21 protein-coding genes are annotated in these 22,176 nt (G+C 60.2%); 17 read left to right on the plus strand and 4 right to left on the minus strand.

Features of this window, described 5'->3' with window-relative positions; all coding sequences use genetic code 11:
• The 17 genes from nuoF to BUB54_RS05455 all read left to right on the plus strand — a co-directional run bounded on the left by nuoF (position 1) and on the right by BUB54_RS05455 (position 18,594).
• A complete protein-coding gene (nuoF, locus tag BUB54_RS05375; protein ID WP_048878162.1) occupies positions 1–1,293 on the plus strand; it encodes an NADH-quinone oxidoreductase subunit NuoF in 1,293 nt (430 codons plus the stop codon).
• A gap of 3 nt (positions 1,294–1,296) precedes the next feature.
• Positions 1,297–3,348, plus strand: a complete 2,052-nt coding sequence (gene nuoG / locus BUB54_RS05380; RefSeq protein ID WP_048878161.1) for an NADH-quinone oxidoreductase subunit NuoG — start codon at positions 1,297–1,299, stop codon at positions 3,346–3,348.
• Positions 3,345–4,346: an NADH-quinone oxidoreductase subunit NuoH gene (gene nuoH, locus BUB54_RS05385; RefSeq protein ID WP_048878160.1), complete on the plus strand. Its 1,002-nt coding sequence runs from the start codon at positions 3,345–3,347 to the stop codon at positions 4,344–4,346. The genes nuoG and nuoH overlap by 4 nt, the downstream gene beginning before the upstream one ends.
• Positions 4,347–4,358: 12 nt before the next feature.
• Complete coding sequence (nuoI, locus tag BUB54_RS05390; RefSeq protein WP_048878159.1) at positions 4,359–4,847, plus strand: NADH-quinone oxidoreductase subunit NuoI; 489 nt, start codon at positions 4,359–4,361, stop codon at positions 4,845–4,847.
• A 12-nt stretch (positions 4,848–4,859) separates the two neighbouring features.
• Positions 4,860–5,501: an NADH-quinone oxidoreductase subunit J gene (locus BUB54_RS05395; RefSeq protein ID WP_048878158.1), complete on the plus strand. Its 642-nt coding sequence runs from the start codon at positions 4,860–4,862 to the stop codon at positions 5,499–5,501.
• On the plus strand, positions 5,501–5,809 hold the full coding sequence (gene nuoK, locus BUB54_RS05400) for an NADH-quinone oxidoreductase subunit NuoK (RefSeq protein WP_008494402.1): 309 nt from the start codon (positions 5,501–5,503) through the stop codon (positions 5,807–5,809). Before BUB54_RS05395 ends, nuoK begins: the two co-directional genes overlap by 1 nt.
• Positions 5,810–5,811: 2 nt before the next feature.
• Entirely contained in the window at positions 5,812–7,722 is a 1,911-nt protein-coding gene (gene nuoL / locus BUB54_RS05405) for an NADH-quinone oxidoreductase subunit L (RefSeq protein WP_048878157.1), read from the plus strand.
• 3 nt (positions 7,723–7,725) lie between these two features.
• On the plus strand, positions 7,726–9,246 hold the full coding sequence (locus tag BUB54_RS05410) for an NADH-quinone oxidoreductase subunit M (protein ID WP_048878156.1): 1,521 nt from the start codon (positions 7,726–7,728) through the stop codon (positions 9,244–9,246).
• On the plus strand, positions 9,243–10,664 hold the full coding sequence (nuoN, locus tag BUB54_RS05415) for an NADH-quinone oxidoreductase subunit NuoN (protein ID WP_048878155.1): 1,422 nt from the start codon (positions 9,243–9,245) through the stop codon (positions 10,662–10,664). Before BUB54_RS05410 ends, nuoN begins: the two co-directional genes overlap by 4 nt.
• Positions 10,661–11,374 carry a biotin--[acetyl-CoA-carboxylase] ligase gene (locus tag BUB54_RS05420; protein WP_048878154.1) on the plus strand — a complete coding sequence of 238 codons (714 nt, stop codon included), beginning with the start codon at positions 10,661–10,663 and terminating at the stop codon, positions 11,372–11,374. Before nuoN ends, BUB54_RS05420 begins: the two co-directional genes overlap by 4 nt.
• Before the next feature lie 14 nt (positions 11,375–11,388).
• Positions 11,389–12,198: a type III pantothenate kinase gene (locus BUB54_RS05425; RefSeq protein ID WP_048878153.1), complete on the plus strand. Its 810-nt coding sequence runs from the start codon at positions 11,389–11,391 to the stop codon at positions 12,196–12,198.
• Positions 12,199–12,317: 119 nt separating this feature from the next.
• Positions 12,318–13,907, plus strand: a complete 1,590-nt coding sequence (locus BUB54_RS05430) for a ribonuclease J (RefSeq protein WP_048878177.1) — start codon at positions 12,318–12,320, stop codon at positions 13,905–13,907.
• 7 nt (positions 13,908–13,914) lie between these two features.
• Positions 13,915–14,148, plus strand: a complete 234-nt coding sequence (locus tag BUB54_RS05435; protein WP_048878152.1) for a hypothetical protein — start codon at positions 13,915–13,917, stop codon at positions 14,146–14,148.
• A 73-nt stretch (positions 14,149–14,221) separates the two neighbouring features.
• Positions 14,222–15,376, plus strand: coding sequence for an acyltransferase family protein (locus tag BUB54_RS05440; protein ID WP_048878151.1), 1,155 nt, complete (start codon positions 14,222–14,224; stop codon positions 15,374–15,376).
• An 8-nt stretch (positions 15,377–15,384) separates the two neighbouring features.
• Positions 15,385–16,677: a proline--tRNA ligase gene (gene proS, locus BUB54_RS05445; protein WP_048878150.1), complete on the plus strand. Its 1,293-nt coding sequence runs from the start codon at positions 15,385–15,387 to the stop codon at positions 16,675–16,677.
• A complete protein-coding gene (locus tag BUB54_RS05450) occupies positions 16,677–17,927 on the plus strand; it encodes a lipoprotein-releasing ABC transporter permease subunit (RefSeq protein WP_048878149.1) in 1,251 nt (416 codons plus the stop codon). Before proS ends, BUB54_RS05450 begins: the two co-directional genes overlap by 1 nt.
• Positions 17,920–18,594, plus strand: a complete 675-nt coding sequence (locus tag BUB54_RS05455) for an ABC transporter ATP-binding protein (RefSeq protein WP_048878148.1) — start codon at positions 17,920–17,922, stop codon at positions 18,592–18,594. The genes BUB54_RS05450 and BUB54_RS05455 overlap by 8 nt, the downstream gene beginning before the upstream one ends.
• A 127-nt stretch (positions 18,595–18,721) precedes the next feature.
• Here BUB54_RS05455 and BUB54_RS05460 read toward each other — a convergent pair whose 3' ends face one another.
• Genes BUB54_RS05460 through BUB54_RS05475 form a run of 4 tightly spaced genes read right to left on the minus strand, consistent with a single transcriptional unit; the run spans position 18,722 to position 22,176 of the window.
• Positions 18,722–19,102, minus strand: coding sequence for a GNAT family N-acetyltransferase (locus BUB54_RS05460; protein WP_048878147.1), 381 nt, complete (start codon positions 19,100–19,102; stop codon positions 18,722–18,724).
• A complete protein-coding gene (locus tag BUB54_RS05465; protein WP_073211346.1) occupies positions 19,099–20,079 on the minus strand; it encodes a TAXI family TRAP transporter solute-binding subunit in 981 nt (326 codons plus the stop codon). The genes BUB54_RS05460 and BUB54_RS05465 overlap by 4 nt, the downstream gene beginning before the upstream one ends.
• Positions 20,076–21,026 (minus strand): prolyl aminopeptidase, encoded by a 951-nt coding sequence (gene pip / locus BUB54_RS05470; protein ID WP_048878145.1) that lies wholly within the window; start codon positions 21,024–21,026, stop codon positions 20,076–20,078. The genes BUB54_RS05465 and pip overlap by 4 nt, the downstream gene beginning before the upstream one ends.
• A gap of 1 nt (position 21,027) precedes the next feature.
• Positions 21,028–22,176: a DegT/DnrJ/EryC1/StrS family aminotransferase gene (locus tag BUB54_RS05475; RefSeq protein WP_048878144.1), complete on the minus strand. Its 1,149-nt coding sequence runs from the start codon at positions 22,174–22,176 to the stop codon at positions 21,028–21,030.

Here is a 22,176-nt window from a genome sequence, read left to right on the forward strand (position 1 = left end):
ATGCTGAACGATTCAGACCGCATCTATCAAAATCTCTACGGTCAGCAGGATTGGCGGCTGGCTGGCGCCCGTGCGCGCGGGGATTGGGACAACACCGCCGCGATCATCGCCAAGGGGCGGGACGCGCTGATTGAGGAAATGAAGGCCTCCGGTATGCGCGGGCGGGGAGGCGCTGGCTTCCCCACCGGCCTCAAATGGTCTTTCATGCCCAAGCAGAGCGACGGGCGACCTCATTATCTGGTCATCAACGCCGACGAGTCCGAGCCCGGCACCTGTAAGGACCGCGACATCATCCGCAATGAGCCGCATAAGCTCATTGAAGGTGCATTGATCGCCTCGTTCGCGATGGGAGCGAATAAGTCGTTCATCTATATTCGCGGCGAATATTATAACGAAGCACAGCGCCTCCAGTCGGCCATCGATGAAGCTTATGAAGCAGGACTTCTCGGCAAGAATGCGGCGGGTTCGGGGTGGGATTTTGACCTGATCCTACAGCGCGGTGCGGGCGCTTATATTTGCGGCGAAGAGTCCGCAATGTTGGAAAGCCTTGAAGGCAAAAAAGGCATGCCGCGCATGAAGCCGCCTTTCCCGGCAGCAATGGGTCTGTATGGCTGCCCGACCACGGTGAACAACGTGGAAACCATCGCGGGCGTGCCGACCATCATGCGTCGTGGCGGCGCGTGGTTCGCGGGGCTTGGCCGTCCCAAGAACGCGGGCACCAAGATATTCTGCATCTCCGGCCATGTGAATAATCCCTGCAATGTCGAGGAAGAACTCGGTATCCCGCTGAAGGAACTAATCGAGAAACATGCGGGAGGCGTGCGTGGCGGCTGGGACAATCTCCAGGCCATCATCCCCGGCGGCGCGTCCTCTCCGGTTCTGAACAAGGCGATGGCCGACACGCAGTTGATGGATTTCGACAGTTTGGGCGCGGTCAAGAGCATGATGGGCTCCGGCGCCATTATCGTCATGGATAAATCCGTGGACGTGGTGAAGGCGATCTGGCGACTTTCAAAGTTCTTCAAGCATGAGAGCTGCGGCCAGTGCACCCCTTGCCGTGAAGGCACGGGCTGGATGATGCGCCAGATGGATCGTATCGTGCAAAACAAGGCCAGCCTCGCGGATATTCATCTGCTGGAGCAAGTGACCACCCAGGTGGCGGGGCACACGATCTGTGCGTTCGGTGAAGCCTCCTCCTGGCCGATCCAAGGCATGATGCGCGCCTTCCGGCCGGAGGTGGAGGCGAGGGCAATTGATTATCAACCGCCCGTTCAGGCGCAGGCGGCGGAGTAAGTCATGGCAAAACTCACCATTGATGGCATTGAGGTTGAGGTCCCGAACGGCTCGACCGTAATTCAGGCATGCGAGGCGGCGGGCATCGAAATTCCCCGCTTCTGCTACCATGAGCGCCTATCCATCGCGGGCAACTGTCGCATGTGCCTTGTCGAGATCGAGAAGATGCCGCCGAAACCCGTGGCTTCCTGCGGACAGCCGGTGGCGGATGGCATGGTGGTCCACACGGATAGCGAGATGGTCCGCAAGGGCCGCCGTGGCGTGATGGAGTTCCTGCTCATCAATCATCCGCTGGATTGCCCGATCTGCGACCAGGGCGGTGAGTGTGACCTGCAGGACGAGGCCGTGGCCTATGGCCGCGATACTTCGCGTTATGAGGACGACAAGCGCAGCGTCGCGCAACCTGACTGGGGCCCGCTGGTGCGCACCACCATGACGCGCTGCATCCATTGCACCCGTTGCGTGCGCTTCACCACCGAGGTTGCGGGCACTGCGGAAATTGGCGGTACCTTCCGGGGCGAGAGTACCAAGATTAGCACTTATGTCGAAAAGGCTCTGACCTCTGAGCTTTCGGGCAATATCATTGATCTTTGCCCGGTCGGCGCGCTGACCTCCAAGCCTTACGCCTTCACCGCGCGCCCCTGGGAGCTGCGCAAGACCGACAGCATCGACGTGCTGGACGCCGTAGGGTCCAATATCCGCATCGATGCCCGTGGCGCCGAGGTTCTGCGTATCCTGCCGCGCATCAATGACGAGGTGAACGAGGAATGGCTGGGCGATAAATCCCGTTTCTCTGTCGATGGCCTGAAGCGCCGCCGTCTGGACCGTCCCTGGATCCGCGAAAATGGCAAGCTGCGCCCGGCCAGTTGGGAAGAAGCCTTCGCCGCCATCGCCAATAAGGCAAAGGCAACCGCCCCGGCCAAAATGGGCGCGCTGGCTGGTGACCTCGTGGATGTCGAATCCATGCTGGCGCTCAAGGAATTCTTCGCCGCCATGGGTAGCAAGAATATTGATTGCCGTATCAACGGCGCAGCTTTCGATGCCTCCAAGCGCGCGTTCTACCTCTTCAACACCACTATCGCGGGCATTGAAGAAGCGGATGCGCTGCTGATCATCGGCTCCAACCCGCGTCACGAGGCGCCTGTGCTGAATGCCCGTATCCGCAAGCGCTGGCTGGCGGGCGGCTTCAAGGCTGGGGTGATCGGCCAGCCGGTGGACCTCACCTACAAATACGACCATGTCGGGGAGGGGGCGGATGCGCTCCAGGCGATTCTGGATGGCACGCATCCATTCGCTGAAGTGCTGAAATCAGCGCAGAAGCCGATGCTCATTCTCGGCGCCGGGGCGCTGGAACGTCCGGATGGCGCGGCTATTCACACCGCCGCCTGGAAGCTGGCCACTCAATTCAACATGCTCACCCCCGAATGGCATGGCTTCAACGTGCTGCATCACGCCGCCGCCCGTGTTGGCGGGCTGGATCTCGGCTTCCTGCCGGGTGAAGGGTCAATGGACGCGAAGGCGATGCTCTCAGGCGGCGCGGACCTGCTCTGGCTGCTCGGCGTGGATGACGCTGCGGTGCGTAACATCCCGGCCCAGACCTTTGTTGTTTACCAGGGCCATCATGGTGATGCCGGTGCCGCCCGCGCGGATATCATCCTGCCGGGGGCTGCCTACACGGAAAAAGACGGTCTGTACGTAAATACCGAAGGCCGTGTGCAGCAGGCTTATATTGCGGTGAAGCCGCCGGGTGATGCACGTGAGGATTGGCGCATTCTGCGTGCCATCTCCGCTTATATCGGTCATGCGCTGCCTTACGATACGCTGGAGCAGCTCCGTGCGCATCTGAAGGCTGCTTATCCGGTGTTTGCTGAGGAGTTCCACCGTTTCGCTGGCAACGACCAAGCGGGCCCCGCCACCGCCGGTCCCCTGAGCAGCGACGCGTTCGCCCCGCTGTTGCCGAACTACTATCAGACGGACGTGATTAGTCGTTCCAGCCCGACCATGGCCGCCTGTGTTGCCGCCCATAATCCTGCCCTCGCGGAGGCCGCGGAATGAGCCCGTTCTGGGATACCAATACCGGAATCGTGATTCTCACGCTTCTCAAAACCTTGGCGCTGCTTGTGCCTTTGCTGATTGGCGTCGCCTATCTCACCTATTTTGAACGTAAGGTGATGGGCGCCATTCAATCCCGTAAAGGCCCCAATGTGGTTGGGCCGTTCGGCCTCATGCAGCCTTTTGCCGACGCGCTGAAGATGCTGACCAAGGAAACCATCATCCCCACCGGGGCGGATAAGTTCCTGTTCATCCTGGCGCCGATGCTCACCTTTGGCCTCGCCATCATCGCCTGGGCGGTGATGCCAGTGAATAACGGCTGGGGCATCGCGGACATTAATGTCGGCGTGCTGTATCTGTTCGCGGTGTCCTCGTTGGGCGTTTATGGCATCATCATCGCGGGTTGGGCGTCCAATTCTAAATATGCCTTCCTTGGCGCGTTGCGCTCCGCCGCGCAGATGGTCTCTTACGAAGTCTCCATGGGCTTCGTGATGGTCACGGTGCTGATTTTGGCGGGCAGCCAGAACCTCAACAGCATCGTGCTGGCGCAGAAGCATCTCTGGTTCGCGGTGCCGCTTTTCCCGCTTTTCATCATCTTCTTCATCTCAGGTCTCGCGGAAACTAACCGCGCGCCGTTCGACTTGGCGGAAGGTGAATCGGAAATCGTGGCGGGCTTCTTCGTTGAGTATAGCTCGATGGCCTTTGGCCTCTTCTTCCTAGGCGAATATGCCAACATGATCCTGATCAGCGGCATGACCACCACGCTGTTCCTGGGCGGCTGGCTCTCGCCGGTGCCGTTCCTGCCGTCGGGCGTGCTGTGGTTTATCCTTAAAGTGTTCCTCTGCTTGTTCGTATTCATCTGGGTGCGCGCCACACTGCCGCGCCTGCGGTACGATCAGCTGATGGCGCTAGGCTGGAAAGTTTTCCTGCCGATCTCTCTGGTCTATCTCGTCTTGGTTGCGGGCGTGGTGGAATATTTCGGTTTGCTGCCGGTTGCGTAAGGGAGCAGAATTATGAACAAGGTCCTCCGTTGGACATGGAGCCTCGTGCTGTGGGAAATTATCTGCGGCCTGGGCATTACCTTGCGCTATTTCTTCCGGCCCAAGGCGACAATTAATTACCCGTTCGAGAAGAACCCCACCTCCGCCCGCTTCAAGGGTGAGCACGCGCTGCGCCGTTACCCCAACGGTGAGGAACGCTGCATTGCTTGCAAGTTGTGCGAGGCAGTGTGCCCGGCTCAGGCCATCACCATCGAGGCCGAGCCGCGTGAGGATGGGTCACGGCGCACCACGCGCTACGATATCGACATGACCAAATGCATCTATTGCGCGCTGTGCGAGGAAGCCTGCCCTGTGGATGCCATCGTGGAAGGCCCGAACTTCGAGTTCGCTGCCGAAACCCGCGAGGAGCTGATGTATAACAAAGCCAAGCTCTTGGATAACGGCGACCGGTGGGAGCCGGAATTGGCCAAGCGGCTCGAGCTGGACGCACCGTACCGGTAAGGGCCCGCAAACATGATCGCAAATCTCGCTTTCTATCTCTTCTCCTTCATCCTGCTGGCCTCAGCGGTGATGGTGGTGACCAGTCGTAACCCCGTGCATGCGGTGCTGTTCCTCATTCTCGGTTTCGTGAATGCGGCGGTGCTGTTCCTGCTCACCGGCGCGGAGTTCCTCGCCTTCATTCTCGCCATTGTTTATGTCGGCGCCGTCGCCGTCATCTTCCTGTTCGTGGTGATGATGCTGGATGTAGATTTCGTGAAGCTGAATGAAGGCTTCCAGCGTTATGCGCCGGTGGGCGCGCTGGTGGCGCTCATCATGTTCATCGAACTGGTGTTCATCGCCGGGAACTGGGCCATCGCCCCTGCCGGTTCGGCGGATAGAATGTTTCCCACCCCGGAGCATCTCACCAGCAGTGTGGCGCTGGGCAGCCTGATCTACACATCCTACCTGCCGCTGTTCCAGCTCTCGGGCATGGTGCTGCTGGTGGCGATGATCGGCGCCATTGTGCTCACCCATCGTGACCGTCAACGCTCCCTGCATCAGAACCTCGCGGCACAGCACGCTCGTACGCCGGAACAAACCCTGGCGATGGTTCCGGCCAAGCTGGGCGAGGGCGCTTCCTTGCCCCCCAAGCAGACGCAAAAGGAGACGCTGTAATGCTCATCCCGCTGTCGCATTATCTTGTGGTGTCCGCGATGCTGTTGGTTATAGGCATCTTCGGCATCTTCATGAACCGCAAGAATATCATCGTCATCATGATGTCGATCGAGCTGATCCTGCTCGCGGCCAACCTCAATTTTGTCGCGTTCTCCGGGGCCCTGCACGATATGGTGGGCCAGGTCTTCACCATGTTCGTGCTGACCGTCGCAGCGGCTGAATCAGCGATCGGTCTTGCTATCCTGGTCATCTACTTCCGTAATCGCGGCTCGATCGAGGTCGAGGACGTGACGCTGATGAAGGGCTGAACATGTTCACCTTGATTGCCGTTTTAGCGCCGCTTGTGGGCGCCATTCTCTCGGGTGTCGCGCGGCCCCTCCTGGGCAAGCTGGTTTCCGTCTGGTCGACGATTGTGTTTATGCTGATCTCCGCTGCGTCGGCCATCATGGCCTATCGTGGCGGGGTGCAGCCGGCCTTGCATATCGCGCATTGGGTGCAGGTGGGGACTTTCACCTCCAGCTGGACTCTGCGTCAGGACCAGCTCAGCCTGGTCATGCTGGTAATGGTCAGCGTTGTCTCCATGCTTATCCACGTCTATTCCGTGGGGTACATGGCGCACGACAAGACGCCGCAGCGCTTCATGTCCTATATCTCGTTGTTCACCTTCGCGATGCTGATGCTGGTGACGTCGAATAACCTGCTCCAGCTGTTCTTCGGCTGGGAAGGCGTGGGTCTCGTCTCCTACCTGCTGATCAATTACTGGTACGACCGCAAAGCCGCCAACGATGCCGCCATCAAGGCCTTCATAGTCAACCGCGTGGGTGATCTTGCCTTTGCCGTTGGTATCGCGCTGGCTTATTTCACCTTCGGCTCCATCCAGTTCGATGTGATCTTCGCGGGCGTTTCTAGTCATGTCGGCCAGTATTACACGCTGTTTGGCACGCAGATGCCGGTGCTGGAGGTCATATCCTTCCTGCTCTTCATAGGCGCCATGGGTAAATCTGCGCAGATTGTGCTGCATACTTGGCTGGCCGACGCGATGGAAGGCCCCACGCCGATCTCCGCCCTCATCCATGCCGCCACCATGGTCGCGGCCGGTGTATTCATGATCGTGCGCATGTCGCCGCTCATCAATGCCGCTCCAGCCGCAATGGGCTTCATCACTTTCGTTGGCGGTACCACGGCGTTCTTCGCGGCCACCATCGGCTGCGTACAGAACGACATCAAGCGCGTGATCGCCTACTCCACCTGCTCGCAGCTTGGCTATATGTTCCTGGCGGCGGGGGTTGGCGCCTATCCGGTGGCGATGTTCCATCTCATCAACCACGCGCTCTTCAAGGCATTGCTCTTCCTCGCGGCCGGGTCTGTGATACATGCCATGTCCGATGAGCAGGACATCCGCCTGATGGGCGGGCTGGCCGGCAAGCTGCCTTTCACTTGCGCGATGATGCTGATTGGATCCCTGGCGCTGATCGCCATTCCGCCTTTCTCCGGCTATTACTCCAAGGATGCGATTTTGGATGCGGCGTTTTCCGCCCATACGCCCATCGCAACCTATGGCTGGGTCTGCGGCACGCTGGGTGCGGGGTTAACGGCATTCTACACCTCGCGCCTGTTCTTCCTGGTCTTCACGGGCAAGTCTCGCGCGCCCAAGCATGTGCAGGACCATGTGCATGAAAGCCCATTCGTGATGCTGCTGCCGCTGCTGGTTCTTGGCATTGGCGCGTTCGCCAGCGGGTTTGTGCTGAAGCCATACTTCATCGGCAGTGAGTTCCAGAGCTTCTGGGGTAACTCCATTAATGTCGCGGCCAACTCAACCATGTTCACCATGGACAAGGTCGCCAACTGGGCTGAAAACGCTCCGCTTGCGCTGGCCATCTTCGGCATTCTGGTAGCGGCTCTGTTCTACCTGCTGGTTCCCGCTCTGCCGGGCCGGCTCTCGCAGAGCTTCTCGCCGGTGTACAAATTCCTGCTCAATAAATGGTATTTCGATGAGATGTACGACGCGCTGTTGGTGCGACCGTCCCTCAGGCTCGCGAAATTTGCCTGGCGCTTCGGCGATGAGCAGGTGATCGATGGCGTACCCAAGGGCCTCGCGGCCCTGACCTCGGACGCCTCGGCTCAGGCGGTGAAGCTGCAAACCGGCTCCATCGCACTCTACGCCTTCATCATGCTGATTGGCCTGGTGGTCTTTGTCAGCCTCTTTATCTGGGTGCGATGATCAATGAACCAGCTCGGTTTTCCCATCCTTTCGCTTATCACTTATCTGCCGCTGGTGGGGGCGTTCATTGTCGCCACACTCAGCGGGGATGATGAAAAAGTGGCCGGTAAGGCGCGCTGCATCGCCTTTATCTTCTCAATCGTCGTGCTGGCACTGGGCGTTTTCGTCTGGACGCAGTTTAACCCCGCTATCGCGGGCTATCAGTTCGTTGAGGCAGTGCCCTGGCTGTCCGGCATCAATGTCGAATACAGCATGGGGGTTGATGGCATCAGCCTGTTCCTCATTCTGCTGACGCTGCTGCTGACTCCCATCGCCATTCTCGCCAGCCACGGCATCAAGACCCGCGCGCGTTCCTTCTTCGCTGCCATGCTGCTGCTGGAGACGATGACGGTCGGCATGTTCGCCGCCACGGATTTCGTGCTTTTCTACATCTTCTTCGAGGCCGTGCTGCTACCGATGTATCTCATCATCGGCGTCTGGGGCGGTGAGCGGCGCGTTTACGCGGCGGTGAAGTTCTTTGTCTTCACCCTGGCGGGCTCGCTGTTCATGCTGCTGGCCCTGGTCTGGATCTGGCGCCACCTTGGCACCACCAACATCGCGGTGATGACGCATTCCCACATCTCGCCGGAAGCACAGACCTGGCTGTTCCTGGCCTTCCTCGCGGCCTTTGGTGTGAAGGCCGCGGTGTGGCCGCTGCATACCTGGTTGCCGGACGCGTATGGAGAGGCGCCGATCCCCGGCACCATCATGCTCGCGGCCGTGCTCTCCAAAATGGGCGCTTACGGTTTTCTGCGCTTTGCCCTGCCCATGCTGCCTAACGCCTCGGCCATGTTTGAGCCGCTGATGTTCGTGCTCGGTGTGGTGGCGGTCATCTACATTTCCTATGTTGCCCTGGCGCAGACGGACATGAAGCGCATGATCGCCTATTCCTCCGTCGCGCATATGGGCGTCATTATCATCGGTCTGTTCACCTTCACGGTAGAAGGGATTGAGGGGGCGTTGTTCCAGATGCTCAGCCACGGTCTGGTGATCGCCGGCCTGTTCATCTGTGCTGGCATCATTACGGCGCGCGGTGAAACGCTCACGCTGCGCAACCTCGGCAGTCTGGCCATCAATATGCCAGTCTTTGCAGCGGCGCTGCTGTTCTTCACCCTGGCCAATATGGGCCTGCCCGGTACCTCCGGCTTCATCGGTGAAATCCTGGTGATCGTCGGCGCGCTGAAAGTGAATTTCTGGGTCTCGCTGCTGGGTGGCGCCGGGATGGTGCTGGGGGTGACCTACTCCTTGGTACTGGTCCGCGCTGTTTTGTTCGAGAAATACGCCCGCCCGGAGCTGTCCAGGCTGAAAGACCTTACCGGCCGCGAATACGCCATGCTGGTGCCGCTGGCGGTGCTTGTCATGTGGCTGGGTGTTTACCCCTCCAGCTTCACCCACGCGTTTGATGCGCCCATCGCCGCGATGGTGCAGGCGCACACCGCTGCCCTCAACCCGCATATCGCGCTGGCCATGGTGACTGCGAAATGACCGATTTCTACGCTCTTCTCCCGTCCCTCGTTTTGGGCGTCGGAGGCATGGTGCTTTTGCTAGGCGGCGTGCTGAACAAGAAAACAGACACAACCCCGGCCGTCACCTTCGGCGCCGTTGTGCTGCTGCTCATCGCGGCTTTGTTAAACTTGACGGCGCCGGACGGTATGTTGTTCCACGGCCTGTTCACGACTAGCCTGTTCACCCGTTTCGCGGATACGCTGGTTTATATAGGCGCCATTGCAGCACTCATCCTCTCGGTGGATTTCAACAAGCGTGAAAAAATAGCGCGTTTTGAATACCCGATCCTGGTGTTGTTCGCGGTGCTGGGCATGATCGCGATGATCTCTGCGTCGGATATGATGAGCCTTTATCTCGGGTTCGAGTTGCAATCGCTGGCGCTGTATATCTGCGCGGCCCTGGCGCGCGATAACCTACGCTCCACCGAGGCGGGCCTGAAATATTTCGTCCTCGGCGCGCTTGCGTCCGGCCTGCTGGTTTATGGCATCTCGCTGGTTTATGGCTTCGCGGGCACCACAAGTTTCACCGCGCTGGCCAATGTGTTCCAGAAGGGCGCTGATACCGGCACCATCGCGGGCGTGGTGTTCGTGCTGGTCGGGCTGGCGTTCAAAGTCTCCGCCGCGCCGTTTCATATGTGGGCGCCGGATGTGTATGAGGGCGCGCCCACCTCCGTCACGGCCCTGTTCGCCACGGCTCCCAAGGCGGCCGCCATGGCACTGTTTCTCTCGGTCATGGCGGGTCCCTTCGGCCACCTGACCGACCAGTGGGAGATGCTGATCCAGATCATCGCTGTGCTGTCCATGGTGATTGGCGGTCTGGCCGCCATTGGCCAGAACAACATCAAGCGTCTGTTAGCGTATTCCTCCATCAGCCACATGGGCTATGCGCTCATGGGTCTGGCGGTGGGCACGGTCAACGGCATCCAGGCGAGCCTCGCTTACATCGCCATTTATGTGGTGATGTCCTTCGGTGCTTTTGCCTGCGTGGTGGCGATGCGCCGCAACGGCAAGGCGGTCGAGAATATCGATGACCTCGCCGGTCTCTCCTCCGAGCGTCCGGGCTTTGCCTTCGCCTTCGCGGTGTTCATGTGGTCCATGGCGGGCATTCCGCCGCTGGCTGGCTTCTTCGCCAAGCTGTATGTGTTCGCCACAGCCTTGAACGCAGGGTACGACACGCTGACCATCATCGGTATCATCGTCAGCGTTATCAGCGCCTTCTACTATCTGCGCGTGATCAAGGTTATGTATTTCGACCGTGGTGAACCGCAATTCGACCGCACCTCGGCGGGCGCTGGTTTTGTGATGGTGATTGGCGCGTTGGCGACCATCTTCTTCGTCGTTGTTCCCGGCCCGCTGATGGCGGTGGCGGGCGAGGCCGCGAAAGCCCTGATGGGTTGATCGGCTGGCGTCTGGAGCAATATCCCGAACTGGGATCGACCTCCGATGAAATCGTACGGCGGGCCAAAGCAGGGGAACCTGCCGGGCTCGCTGTTCTGGCTTTACGGCAGACAGCCGGGCGCGGTTCACGCGGCCGTGCCTGGACCGCGCCGGAGGGGAATTTAAATCTCTCCATCCTGCTGCGCCCTACCCGCCCAACCGAGGCGGCGGGACTGTTTTCTCTCATCGCCGGCATTGCGGTGCTGGAGGCGCTGGAAAGCCTGCACGCCCGGCATCTCTCGCTGAAATGGCCGAACGATATTCTCTGTAGCGGCGCCAAGCTGGCGGGAATCCTAATCGATGCCATGCCCGATGGGCCACGCCTTGACTGGCTTGCCATCGGTATTGGCGTGAATCTGAAAACCGCGCCGGACATTCCCGGCCGCCGCACCGCCGACCTGGCGGCGCAAGGGCTGCATATCGCCCCGGATGAAGCAGCCCACGCTTTTCTGGCCCGCTTGGCACCCTGGCTGGACGCACCCGCCGCCGAGATTCGCGCGGCCTGGCTGGCAAAAGCCCACCCGCTCGGCACGCCGATGGAAATTGCCTACACAGGGCACCGTCAGTCAGGGCATTTTGCGGGACTCTCTGAGCATGGCGAATTGCTGTTGCAGTGCGAAAATCGTATCGAGACCCTCAATACCGGCGAAGTTCTGCTGGCGAACGGATAAAAGAGGAGGGCGGCATGCTGCTGGTCATCGATGCGGGTAATACCAATATCGTGTTCGCCGTGCATGACGGAATGGATTGGCGGGGAAATTGGCGTCTGGCCACCTCCGCTCAACGGACTTCGGATGAATATGGCGTCTGGTTGGAGGTTCTGCTTCGCCGCGCCGGAATTCAGGCGCAGGAGATCACCAGCACGGTCATCGGCACGGTGGTGCCGGCGGCACTCTACCATCTGCGCCGCCTATGCCGGGAATGGTTCAATGCCGAGCCGCTGGTGGCCCGCGCCTCGTTGGATTGGGGCTTTGACATCAAAACCGCTAACCCGGAAGGGGTCGGCGCGGACCGCCTGCTAAACGCGTTAGCGGCGCATCACCACTATAAAGGCCCGCTGGTGGTGGTGGATTTTGGGACAGCCACCACCTTCGACGTGGTTGACGAGACAGGCGCCTATATTGGCGGCATAATTTCTCCTGGGATCAACCTGTCCATCGAGGCCTTGCACCAAGCCGCCGCCCGGCTGCCGCGCATCGGCATTGGCCGCCCGCAAATGGTGATAGGCAAGGACACTGTGCCCGCCATGCAATCCGGCATTTATTGGGGCTATATCGGGATGATCGAGGGGTTGCTGACGCGGATTGAAGGCGAGTTCGGCGCGCCGCTCAAGGCCATCGCTACCGGCGGCTTGGCGCCGCTTTTCGCGGAAGGCACCAGCAAATTCACTGCCATTGACCCTGATCTGACATTGGAAGGGTTGCGCCTTCTCGCGGCGCGCAATAAGCCCCCAGCCTTACCGCGCGACCGTGCGCGGTTCCTGGAAACAGACTGACACAGCGCACAGGAGCAAATTCGTTCGTGGCTAAATCCAAAGGCAAAACCACCCCCGTCCTTGACGAGGCCGAGGCTGGATTCATCTTCATCCCGCTCGGCGGTACGGGCGAGATCGGGATGAATTTCAACCTCTATGGCTGTGATGGCGCGTGGCTGGCCGTGGATTGTGGCATGGGCTTTGCGGGCCCTGAAACGCCCGAGGCGGAAATTGTCCTGCCAGACCCCGCTTTCATCGCGCAGCAGCGCGAGGATCTGCTGGGGATTGTCATTACCCATGCGCATGAGGACCATATTGGCGGCATTGCGAGGCTTTGGCCCCAGCTGCGTTGCCCGGTTTACGCCACCCCCTTCGCCGCCGCCGTGATCCGCCGCAAATTGCAGGAAACCAGCTTCAGTCGCGAGGTGAAGCTGCACATCATCCCCCCCGGCGGCGCATTCGAGCTAGGCCCTTTCAAGCTGCGCTATATCCGCATGACGCACTCCACCCCGGAGGCGCAGGCGCTCGCCATCACCACTCATCACGGCACCGTGCTGCATACTGGGGACTGGAAGTTCGACCCCGCCCCGGTGGTGGGGGCTGTGACCGATGAAGCCGCGCTGAAGGCGCTGGGCGATGAAGGCGTGCTGGCCATCATCTCCGATTCCACCTGCGCCACGGTGGAGGGGCATTCCGGCTCTGAAGCCGACGTGAAGAAAAGCTTTGAGGCGCTGCTGCCGGACCTCACAGGCCGTGTTGCGGTGACCTGCTTTGCTAGCAATGTGGCGCGTGTGGCCAGCATTATCGCCGCGGCAGAAATTGCCGGGCGGCATGTGGCGCTGGTGGGGCGAAGCCTAAACACCTACATGGCCGCCGCCCAGGAGGCGGGCTATCTGAAAGATGTGCCAGATTTCGTGCCGGAGGAAGAAATCGGCGGTATCCCGGACGATAACCTGCTCTTGCTCGTCACCGGCAGCCAGGGCGAGCCGCGCTCCGCCATGGCGCGCATCGCGGCTGATACGCACCGTTACGCCGTCCTGGGGGAAGGGGATAAAGCCATCTTCTCCGCCCGCACCATCCCTGGTAATGAGCGCGCCATTTTCGCGGTGCAGGACCAACTCACCAAGCGCGGCGTGCAGGTGATCGTGGATGGTGACGAGTTCGTGCATGTCTCTGGCCATCCGGCGCGGGAGGAGCTGCGGAAGCTCTACAAGTTGATACGGCCAAAATTCATCATCCCCACCCACGGTGAATGGCGCCATCTCTCCGCCCAGGCGGCCTTCGCCAAGGAGAACGGCATCAACACTGTTCTGGTCGAGGACGGCGATGTCGTGCTGTTCGGCGGCAATGGCCCGGCGGTGGTGGATGCTGTGCCCACTGGGCGCCTAGTAGTGGATGGCGACCGGATTGTGCCACTGAAGGGCAGCGTATTGGCGGCGCGCAAGCGGATGTTGTTCAATGGCGTGGTGGTGGGCAGCTTTGCCGTCAATGCCAAAGGCAAGCTGGTCGGCGCCCCCCGTATTTCCGCCCCCGGCCTGCTGGAGGAGCTGGACGGTGCCCAGCGCATCGCCTGTGAGCATGAATTCCACGAGCTTCTGGAGGATCTTGCCCCTGCTTTGCGGCAGGACGAAGCCGCTTTTGCTGAAGCCGCCCGTGCCGGTCTGCGCCGGATTGTTGGTAAACCGCTCGGTAAGCGCCCACTGGTGGAAGTGCATATTCTAACGGTTTGACTTAAATATGGTCATTTTCTGGCTTTTTGTATTTTCTTGCGTATTTTTTGGTCAATTTGTGTCTGAAAGGCTAAAAGAAAAGCTTTTTTCCGCGTGTTTTTTCTCGACGCCTCGCAATGCTGCGGTGCATTATGAACGCAGGATGGAGATTGGTTCTTCATCCTGCCGTGTGACTGGCGTTTCCTCCCTGAACTTGGCCCGCCACCCTTTACGGGTTGGCGGGCTTCTTTCTTTTGGCTGATGGCTATTTCAGGTTTGCATCCCCGGGGCGCTGCTTTAATCCAGCGCCATATTGATTTACACCAGGGGCGCCGATGAGCCAGAAGACGGACATTACCGACCTGACAATCTGCCGTTCCGCTTTCGCGGCCTGGGTGTTCCTCTATCATTTGGATTTGCATCTGCATTTCTCGGCCTGGCTAGGACCGCTTTCGGGGCTGATCCGGCATGGCTATCTCGGGGTGGATGGGTTCTTCATCCTCTCCGGCCTGATCCTGATGCATACGCACCGTGAGTTTCATGTTCCAAAAATGGATTGGATAAAGCCAGAGCTAACCTGGCCAGCTCCAAAGGCAATATTCAGCTTCTACGCAAAGCGTCTCGCGCGCATCTATCCCGTCCATCTGGCGACGCTGCTTATCTTGCTGGCACTGTTGGCGGGGGGCGCGGCCCTGGGGTTAACCCCGTATACGCCAAAGAGCTTCGGTATGACTACCTTGGTGCAGAATCTGTTTCTGGTTCAGGGCTGGGGCGGGGATCATTTTGGTGCCTGGAATTATCCATCCTGGTCCATCAGTACGGAGTGGGCCGGATATTTATTATTTCCCTTATTTGCGACGCTCCTCTCTTATTTTATTCGTGAAGTTTCAATCCAGTTGGCTGTCCTCCTGTGGCCGGTGCTCGGGCTGATCTATTATATCTCGGGAAATACGCTCAATCTCACCTTCTCCGCGGGGCTCATCCGTTTTTTCCCGGAGTTCCTGCTTGGTATCGCATCATTCCGTGTTACGACCATCGTGTCGGACTTCGAGTTTGCCCGGCAGCTATTTTTCTGGGCAGGTCTGGGGTTAACCTTCCTTGGCGCGGCATTGTCGGTGGATGTTCTCGCGGTACTTGGCCTTTGGGGGGTGCTTTTCGCGCTTTATCTCCAGGCTGATTCCGAAAAGCCGCCTGTCTTTGGCCGCCGTCCGGTGCTGCATTTTCTCGGCCTGCTGTCTTATTGCTTCTATATGAGCTTCGCCACCGCCGAGATGCTCACCGTCCAGGGCTTCCGGCATTTCGGCTGGCAGCCCACCACGCATGGCTGGCTGTTCGCTGCCTGCATGACCGGAAGCACCTTTGCCCTCGCCATGCTGTTGCGTGTGCTGGTTGAGCAGCCTTGCCGCAAGCTTGCCAATCGCTGGCTCACCCCTCAAGACGCCGTTAAACAAGTGGCGCGAGCCACTGAAAAGCCTCAATCCCTGTTTTAAGGTCCCTCATGCGTCTCTCCAAAAGCCTGATTCCCACCCTCAAGGAAACGCCCGCCGAGGCGCAAATCGCCTCGCACCGGCTGATGCTTCGGGCGGGTATGATCCGCCAGATGGCCTCGGGCATTTATGCCTGGCTTCCCACCGGCACCCGCGTGCTTTCCAAGATCGCGCAGATCGTGCGGGAAGAGCAGGACGCCGCCGGGGCGCAGGAAGTGCTGATGCCAACAGTCCAGAGTGCCGATCTCTGGCGCGAATCCGGCCGTTACGACGCTTATGGCAAAGAGATGCTGCGCATCATGGACCGTCACGAGCGCGAATTGCTGTTTGGCCCCACGAACGAGGAAATGATCACTGCGATCATGCGGGATTCCATCAAATCCTACCGTGAACTTCCGCAAATCCCCTATCAGATCCAGTGGAAATTCCGTGACGAGGTGCGCCCGCGCTTTGGTGTGCTACGCGGCCGCGAGTTTTTGATGAAGGACGCTTATTCCTTCGACCTGGACCGTGACGGCGCCGTGGTGAGCTACAAGAAAATGATGCTTGCCTATATGCGCACCTTCCAGCGCATAGGCATCACAGCCATTCCTATGCGCGCCGATACCGGGCAGATCGGCGGCGATCTCAGCCACGAATTCCACGTCCTTGCCCCTACGGGTGAATCCGGCGTGTTTTACGACGCCGCCTTCGAGGCAGGCGATGCCATGACCGCCACGGATATCGACGCCTTCTACGAACAAATGACCACTATCTACGCCGCCACAGACGAAAAGCACGACACGGCCGCCTGGGACAAAATCCCGGCTGAGCGTAAGCGTGAGGGCAGGGGTATCGAGGTCGGTCAGATTTTCTATTTCGGCATCAAATACTCGCAAGCGATGAATTTCGCCGTCACCGGCGCGGATGGCCAAAAATTCTTCCCCGAGATGGGCTCTTACGGCATCGGCGTCTCCCGCTTGGTCGGCGCCATTATTGAGGCGCGGCATGACGAAGCCGGGATCATCTGGCCGGATGCCATCGCCCCCTTTAAGGCCGCCATCCTCAATCTGCGCCAGGGCGATGCCACCACGGATGCACTGTGCGAGAAAATCTACGCTAGCTTCGGCAATGATGCGCTTTATGATGACCGCGAGGAACGCGCGGGCGCCAAATTCGCGGAGGCTGATCTGATGGGCCATCCCTGGCAGATCATCATCGGCCCGCGCGGTGCCGCCAATGGCATGGTGGAGCTGAAACGCCGTGCCACGGGCGAGCGGTTCGAACTCCCCGTTAAGGACGCTCTGGCCAAGGTCGGCGCCTGATGTTCAATGCCTTCGAGCGGAAGATCGCGGCGCGCTATCTGCGTGCCCGGCGCGGCGAGCGCTTTGTCTCCGTCATCGCCATTTTCTCGCTCGTCGGCATCGCGCTTGGCGTTGCCACGCTCATCATCGTGATGAGCGTGATGAACGGCTTCCGCCAGGAATTGTTGAGCCAGATTCTTGGGCTGAATGGTGATATCGGCGTCTATGGCGCCGGTGTGCCACTCAACAATTACGATGAAATGGCCGCTAAGATCAGAAACATCAAAGGCGTCACCGGTGCGTTCCCCATCTCGCAGGGGGAGGTGCTAATGTCTGGCCCGCAAGGCGGCGCCACGGGCGGCATTGCGCGCGGCATCACCCCGGCGGGGCTGGAGCAGCTTCCCACCGTTTCCAAACACGTCATCGCGGGCAGCCTCGAAAACCTCAAAGGCGGGGACAGCATCGCCATTGGCGGCGTGCTGGCGCAGCAATTCAACCTTTCTATCGGTTCACAAATTTCACTGATTTTGCCTCAAGGAAAGGCAACGGTCATCGGCACAATCCCATCCATCCAAAGCTTCAAGGTGGTGGCGATCTTTCAGACCGGCATGCAGCAATATGATTCGAGCTTCGTGTTCCTGCCGCTCCAGGCCGCGCAAACACTGTTTCAGCAAAACGGTACCGCGTCGCAGATTCAGGTTTTTGTCAAAAACCCGGATAACGACACCGCCGTCAAACAGGCCATCGTGAATGAGTTTCCAAATGTGCCCTTGAACATTCAGGACTGGAAGCAGAACAATAACAGTTTCCTCGCCGCCGTCACGGTGGAGCGGAACGTGATGTTCCTGATCCTCACGCTCATTATCATCGTCGCCGCGTTCAACGTCATTTCCTCCTTGATCATGATGGTGAAAGACAAAGCCAAGGACATCGCCATTCTGCGCACGATGGGGGCGAGTTCCGGCTCGATCATGCGGATCTTCCTGATGGCGGGTGCGTCCGTGGGTGTGCTGGGCACGTTGATCGGGTTTGTGCTGGGCGTGCTGTTTTGCGAGCATATCAACCAGATTCGGCTGTTCATCCAGGGCCTCACCGGCCAGCAACTTTTCAACCCCACAATTTATTACCTGGAATCCTTGCCCGCGAAGCTGGACTGGCGCGAGGTCACCGAAGTCATCGTGATGTCGCTCGTGCTGTCGGTGCTCGCCACCATTTACCCAAGCTGGCGCGCCGCGAAGATCGACCCGGTGGAGACGCTGCGCAGTGAGTGAGTATCTTCTATCCCTGAAAGCCATTTGCCGCACCTATCAGTCCGGCGAAGGCGCGCTCACCGTGCTCAACGGCGCGGCACTCACGCTGGCTCCAGGTGAGATTGTCGCCCTGGTCGCGCCCTCGGGCTCCGGCAAGTCAACCTTGCTTCATCTGGCGGGGCTGTTGGAAAAGCCGGATGCGGGCTCGGTGATTATCAACGGTCAGAACGCGGGCGACCTGAATGATACCGGGCGCACCGCCTTGCGCTTGAAGCATGTTGGTTTCGTCTATCAGTTCCATCATCTGCTGGCTGAGTTCACGGCGCTGGAGAATATCTCCGTCCCGCAAATGATCGCCGGTGTCCCGCAGTCGCGGGCCAATCAACGCTCCTTGGAATTGCTGGAGAAATTCGGTCTCGGCCCGCGTGCCTCGCATCTGCCTGGCAAGCTGTCGGGCGGTGAAAAGCAACGCGTCGCCATTGCCCGGGCGCTGGCCAACAACCCCTCGCTGCTGCTGGCCGATGAGCCAACCGGCAATCTGGACGTGGCCACCGCCAACATCGTGTTCGAGGAACTTCTGCATGTGGTCCGCAGCGAAAACACCGCCGCGCTAATCGCCACCCATAACCCCGACCTCGCGGCTCGGATGGACCGGCAGATCACGCTGCGCGATGGGCGTTTGGTTTAAGGTAGAGGCTCCACGCCCCCCCCAATTTCAGGCCATTGGGGGGAGGGGCTTCACCATCTCGATCCCATAGGCTGAAAATCCAGCCTCGTCATACACGCGCCGCACGCGTTCATTGTCGACAAAATATTCAGCCTGAGTTGCTTTGCCCCCTGGCGGCGGCAATCTTTTCCACTTCCTCCGTCAAGGCGCGGCCAACGCCTTGCCCGCGCAAGGCTTCGTCCACGAACAGGTTTGAGATAGGGGCGTAGCTGCGCAAATCTTCCCGCATATAAACATCGTCCATTTCAAAATACATGGACAGATGTTCGGCAATCCGGCCAGCCTGCTCGGCCACCAGCACGGCGCCGTCTTGTTGCGCTACAGTGTCTAGCGCTTCGGCCAAGCTGTCAGTTGTCCCGGCGAGATCGATCCGCCTGTCGCCTGAAATCTCCTGCTCAAACTGGTTCAATGCCCAAAGCTGGGTTTGCAGCGCCTCATGATCTTCCGGTATGGCGGGCCGGATGATCACGCCTGTACCGCATCGCGCGGCAGATGATACCCCGCCGCCCGCAGCGCCTTTGCGGCACCGGGATGAAACCGCAGTCCCGCCTCATAAACCGGCTTCACCGGCTGAGGCTTAGCCGCGTCGCGTACCGCCACGGCGAGCAGATGCCGGTTTTTCAAGGCTGCAGCCGTAATTGCTTCCGCCAGACTGTCCGGCAGAGCCGAGGTGCCAACGGCCACATTCATCGCCCCCAGGCTGCCCACATCCACTGTCTGCCCCGGGAAGGTGCCCGCATGCAAAATCATCCGCGACAGCCCCGGAATAAACCGCCCCGCTTGCGCCGCCTCCGCGTCTGAGAAGCCGATCAGCACCAGCTTCCTCCCCATCGCCGCGGCGTTGATGGCTGGCAGAGGCGGCGCGCCGATAAACGCGCAGGCGGCCAACTGCCCTTCAAGCATCCGCCGCACTTGCTGCTCGTAATTGCCGGTCTCGATTCGCCCTGGATTGACGCCAATGCTGGTCAGTATCTGCTTCAACAGTACCGCGCTGCTGGCCCCCGCCGGTCCCACGCCAATCGGCTGCGCGGTCAGTCCGGCCAAATTCGTCACGCCGCTACCCGTCGCGGCGATAATTTGCAGCACTGAGGGGTAAGTTGGGAACAAAGCCCGGAAGCTGTCCAGTTTCACCCCGGCCGTCCAGTTTGCTGTCCCAGCGCGCGCCTGCGCCGCCACCGGCACGGAGGCTAGGCCAAGCTGGGCACTTCCTTCTTCGATCAGCAACAGATTGGCACTGGAGCCGCCCGTGGCGCGGTAAGCAATGTCGATGCCCGTGGCATGTTTAACCAACTGCCCCCAAGCTGGGCCAAAAATCGCATAGGCGCCGCCCGGTTCCCCGGTGCCCATCACCAGCGCACCGGGCCAAGGGGCCTGCGCTGCCTGTCCTGCCTTGACTAGCGCCAAGGCCGCCCCAGTTCCAATCAGGCTTCTCCGTGTCAGGCTCATAGCAGCACCCGACTGCGGTCCAGGGCTGAGAGTAAGGCCATCCGCACCCCTGGTTCAAGTGCTGAATGCCCCGCATCCGGCACCAGGGTCAGGCGCGCACGCGGCCAGGCGGCGGCGAGTTCAAATGCTGTTTGCGCCGGGCAGATCATGTCGTACCGCCCCTGCACAATCTCCGCCGGAATATCGCGCAGCTTGTCCATATGGGCGAGCAGCCCGCCAGGTGGCAGAAACAGCTCGTTGCGGAAATAATGCGCCTCGATTCGTGCCAGCCCAATCGCGCTGCGGTCCTGCGCGAATGTGGCCACCGCCTCAAAGCTCGGCAACAAGGTGGAGCAGGAGCCCTCATACAAGCTCCAAGCCCGCGCCGCTTCAGTCTGCACGCGTGGGTCTGGGTCGGTCAGGCGAGTGAAATAGGCTTCCAGCAGGTTGTGCCGCTCTTCACGCGGCAGATAATCTGCAAAAACAGCATGAGCATCCGGGAAGATGCGCTGCATACCGTAGAGAAACCACTCCACTTCCGCAGCCCTGCCCAGAAAAATGCCGCGCAGCACCGCCCCCGCCACGCGGTCCGAGTGTGCCTGGGCATAGGCCAGCGCCAGGGTTGAGCCCCAGGAGCCGCCAAATAGCAGCATCCGCTCAATCCCCAGAAAGGTCCGCAGCGTCTCAATATCCGAGATCAGCTGCGGGGTGTTGTTATTCTCCAGGCTCCCCAGCGGGCGGGAGCGCCCAGCTCCGCGCTGGTCAAAAATAATCACCCGCCAGATTGCGGGGTCGAAAAACCGCCGATGCACCGCCCCAGCGCCAGCCCCCGGCCCGCCATGCAGAAATAGCACCGGCTTACCCGCCGGGTTGCCCACCTGCTCCCAATACATCACGTGCCCTTCGGAGAGCGGGAGATAGCCGGACTCGAACGGCCCGATTTCTGGAAACAGGTCGCCGCGCGGCATTTTAGCGCCCCAGCGTCTGAATAAGCGTGGCTGCGACGCGCTTGGCCTGTTCGTCGCTCAGGTCAGGATGGATTGGCAATGCCAGAATCCGCTGGCCCAGCCCCTCCGCCACGGGCAGGCTGGTGCCATCATGGGCGGCTCTGTAAGCGGGCTGCTCATGCAGCGCGCGCGGATAATAAACCGCATGGCCAATGCCCGCCGCCGCCAGCGCCGCCTTGGCGGTTTCACGCGTGGCTTCGTCCGGCAGCAGCACGGAATAAACTGCCCAGGCGCTGGTTGTGCCCGGCATCCGCGTGGGGACCTCCACAACATCCTTCAGCGCCGCATCGTAAATCCGGGCAATCTCCTCGCGCCGGGCCAACTCTGTCTCAAACACTTCCAGCTTGGCCAGCAGCACGGCGGCCTGCATCGTATCCAGCCGCCCGTTCATGCCGGTGCGCAGCACCTCATAGCGGGTCGTGCCCTCGCCATGGGTGCGCAGCGAACGGTAAAGCGCCGCCCGCTCAGCGGATTCGGTGAACAGCGCCCCGCCATCGCCATAAGCCCCCAGCGGTTTGGAGGGAAAGAAGCTAGTCGCCGTGGCATCCGCCGCCTTGCCCAGGCGCACGTCATCCTGAGCGGCGCCGAAGCTCTGCGCACAATCATCCAGCGTGAACAGCCCCTCGAGTGCGGCAATGGTGGTAAGCGCGATCCAGTCGGCGGGTTGACCGAACAGATCCACCCCGATAATCGCGCGCGGCTTCAACGCCCCCGCCTGCTTCACGGCCTTAATCCGGGCTTCGAGACTGGCGAGATCAATTTGGAAGGTGCGGGGATCAACATCCACGAAGACCGGCGTGGCACCTAGCAAAAGCGGCACCTCGGCGGTGGCGGTGTAGGTGAAAGCGGGCAGAAACACCGCATCTCCGCGCCCGATATTTTCCGCCATTAACGCAATCTGCAACGCATCCGTGCCGGAGCTCACGCTTACGCAATGGGCAGCGCCGCAAAAATCCGCCAGCTTGGCTTCTAGCTCGCGCACCTCGGGACCCAGAATATATTGCCCATGTGCCAGCACCGCATCCAGTCTCGCCTTTAACCCCGGCCCTAATCGTGCCTGCTGCGCTTTGAGGTCGAGAAACGGGATCAGCGGAAAGGTCTCAGCGTTCAT

This window comes from Acidocella aminolytica 101 = DSM 11237 (assembly GCF_900129125.1).
Lineage (GTDB): Bacteria > Pseudomonadota > Alphaproteobacteria > Acetobacterales > Acetobacteraceae > Acidocella > Acidocella aminolytica.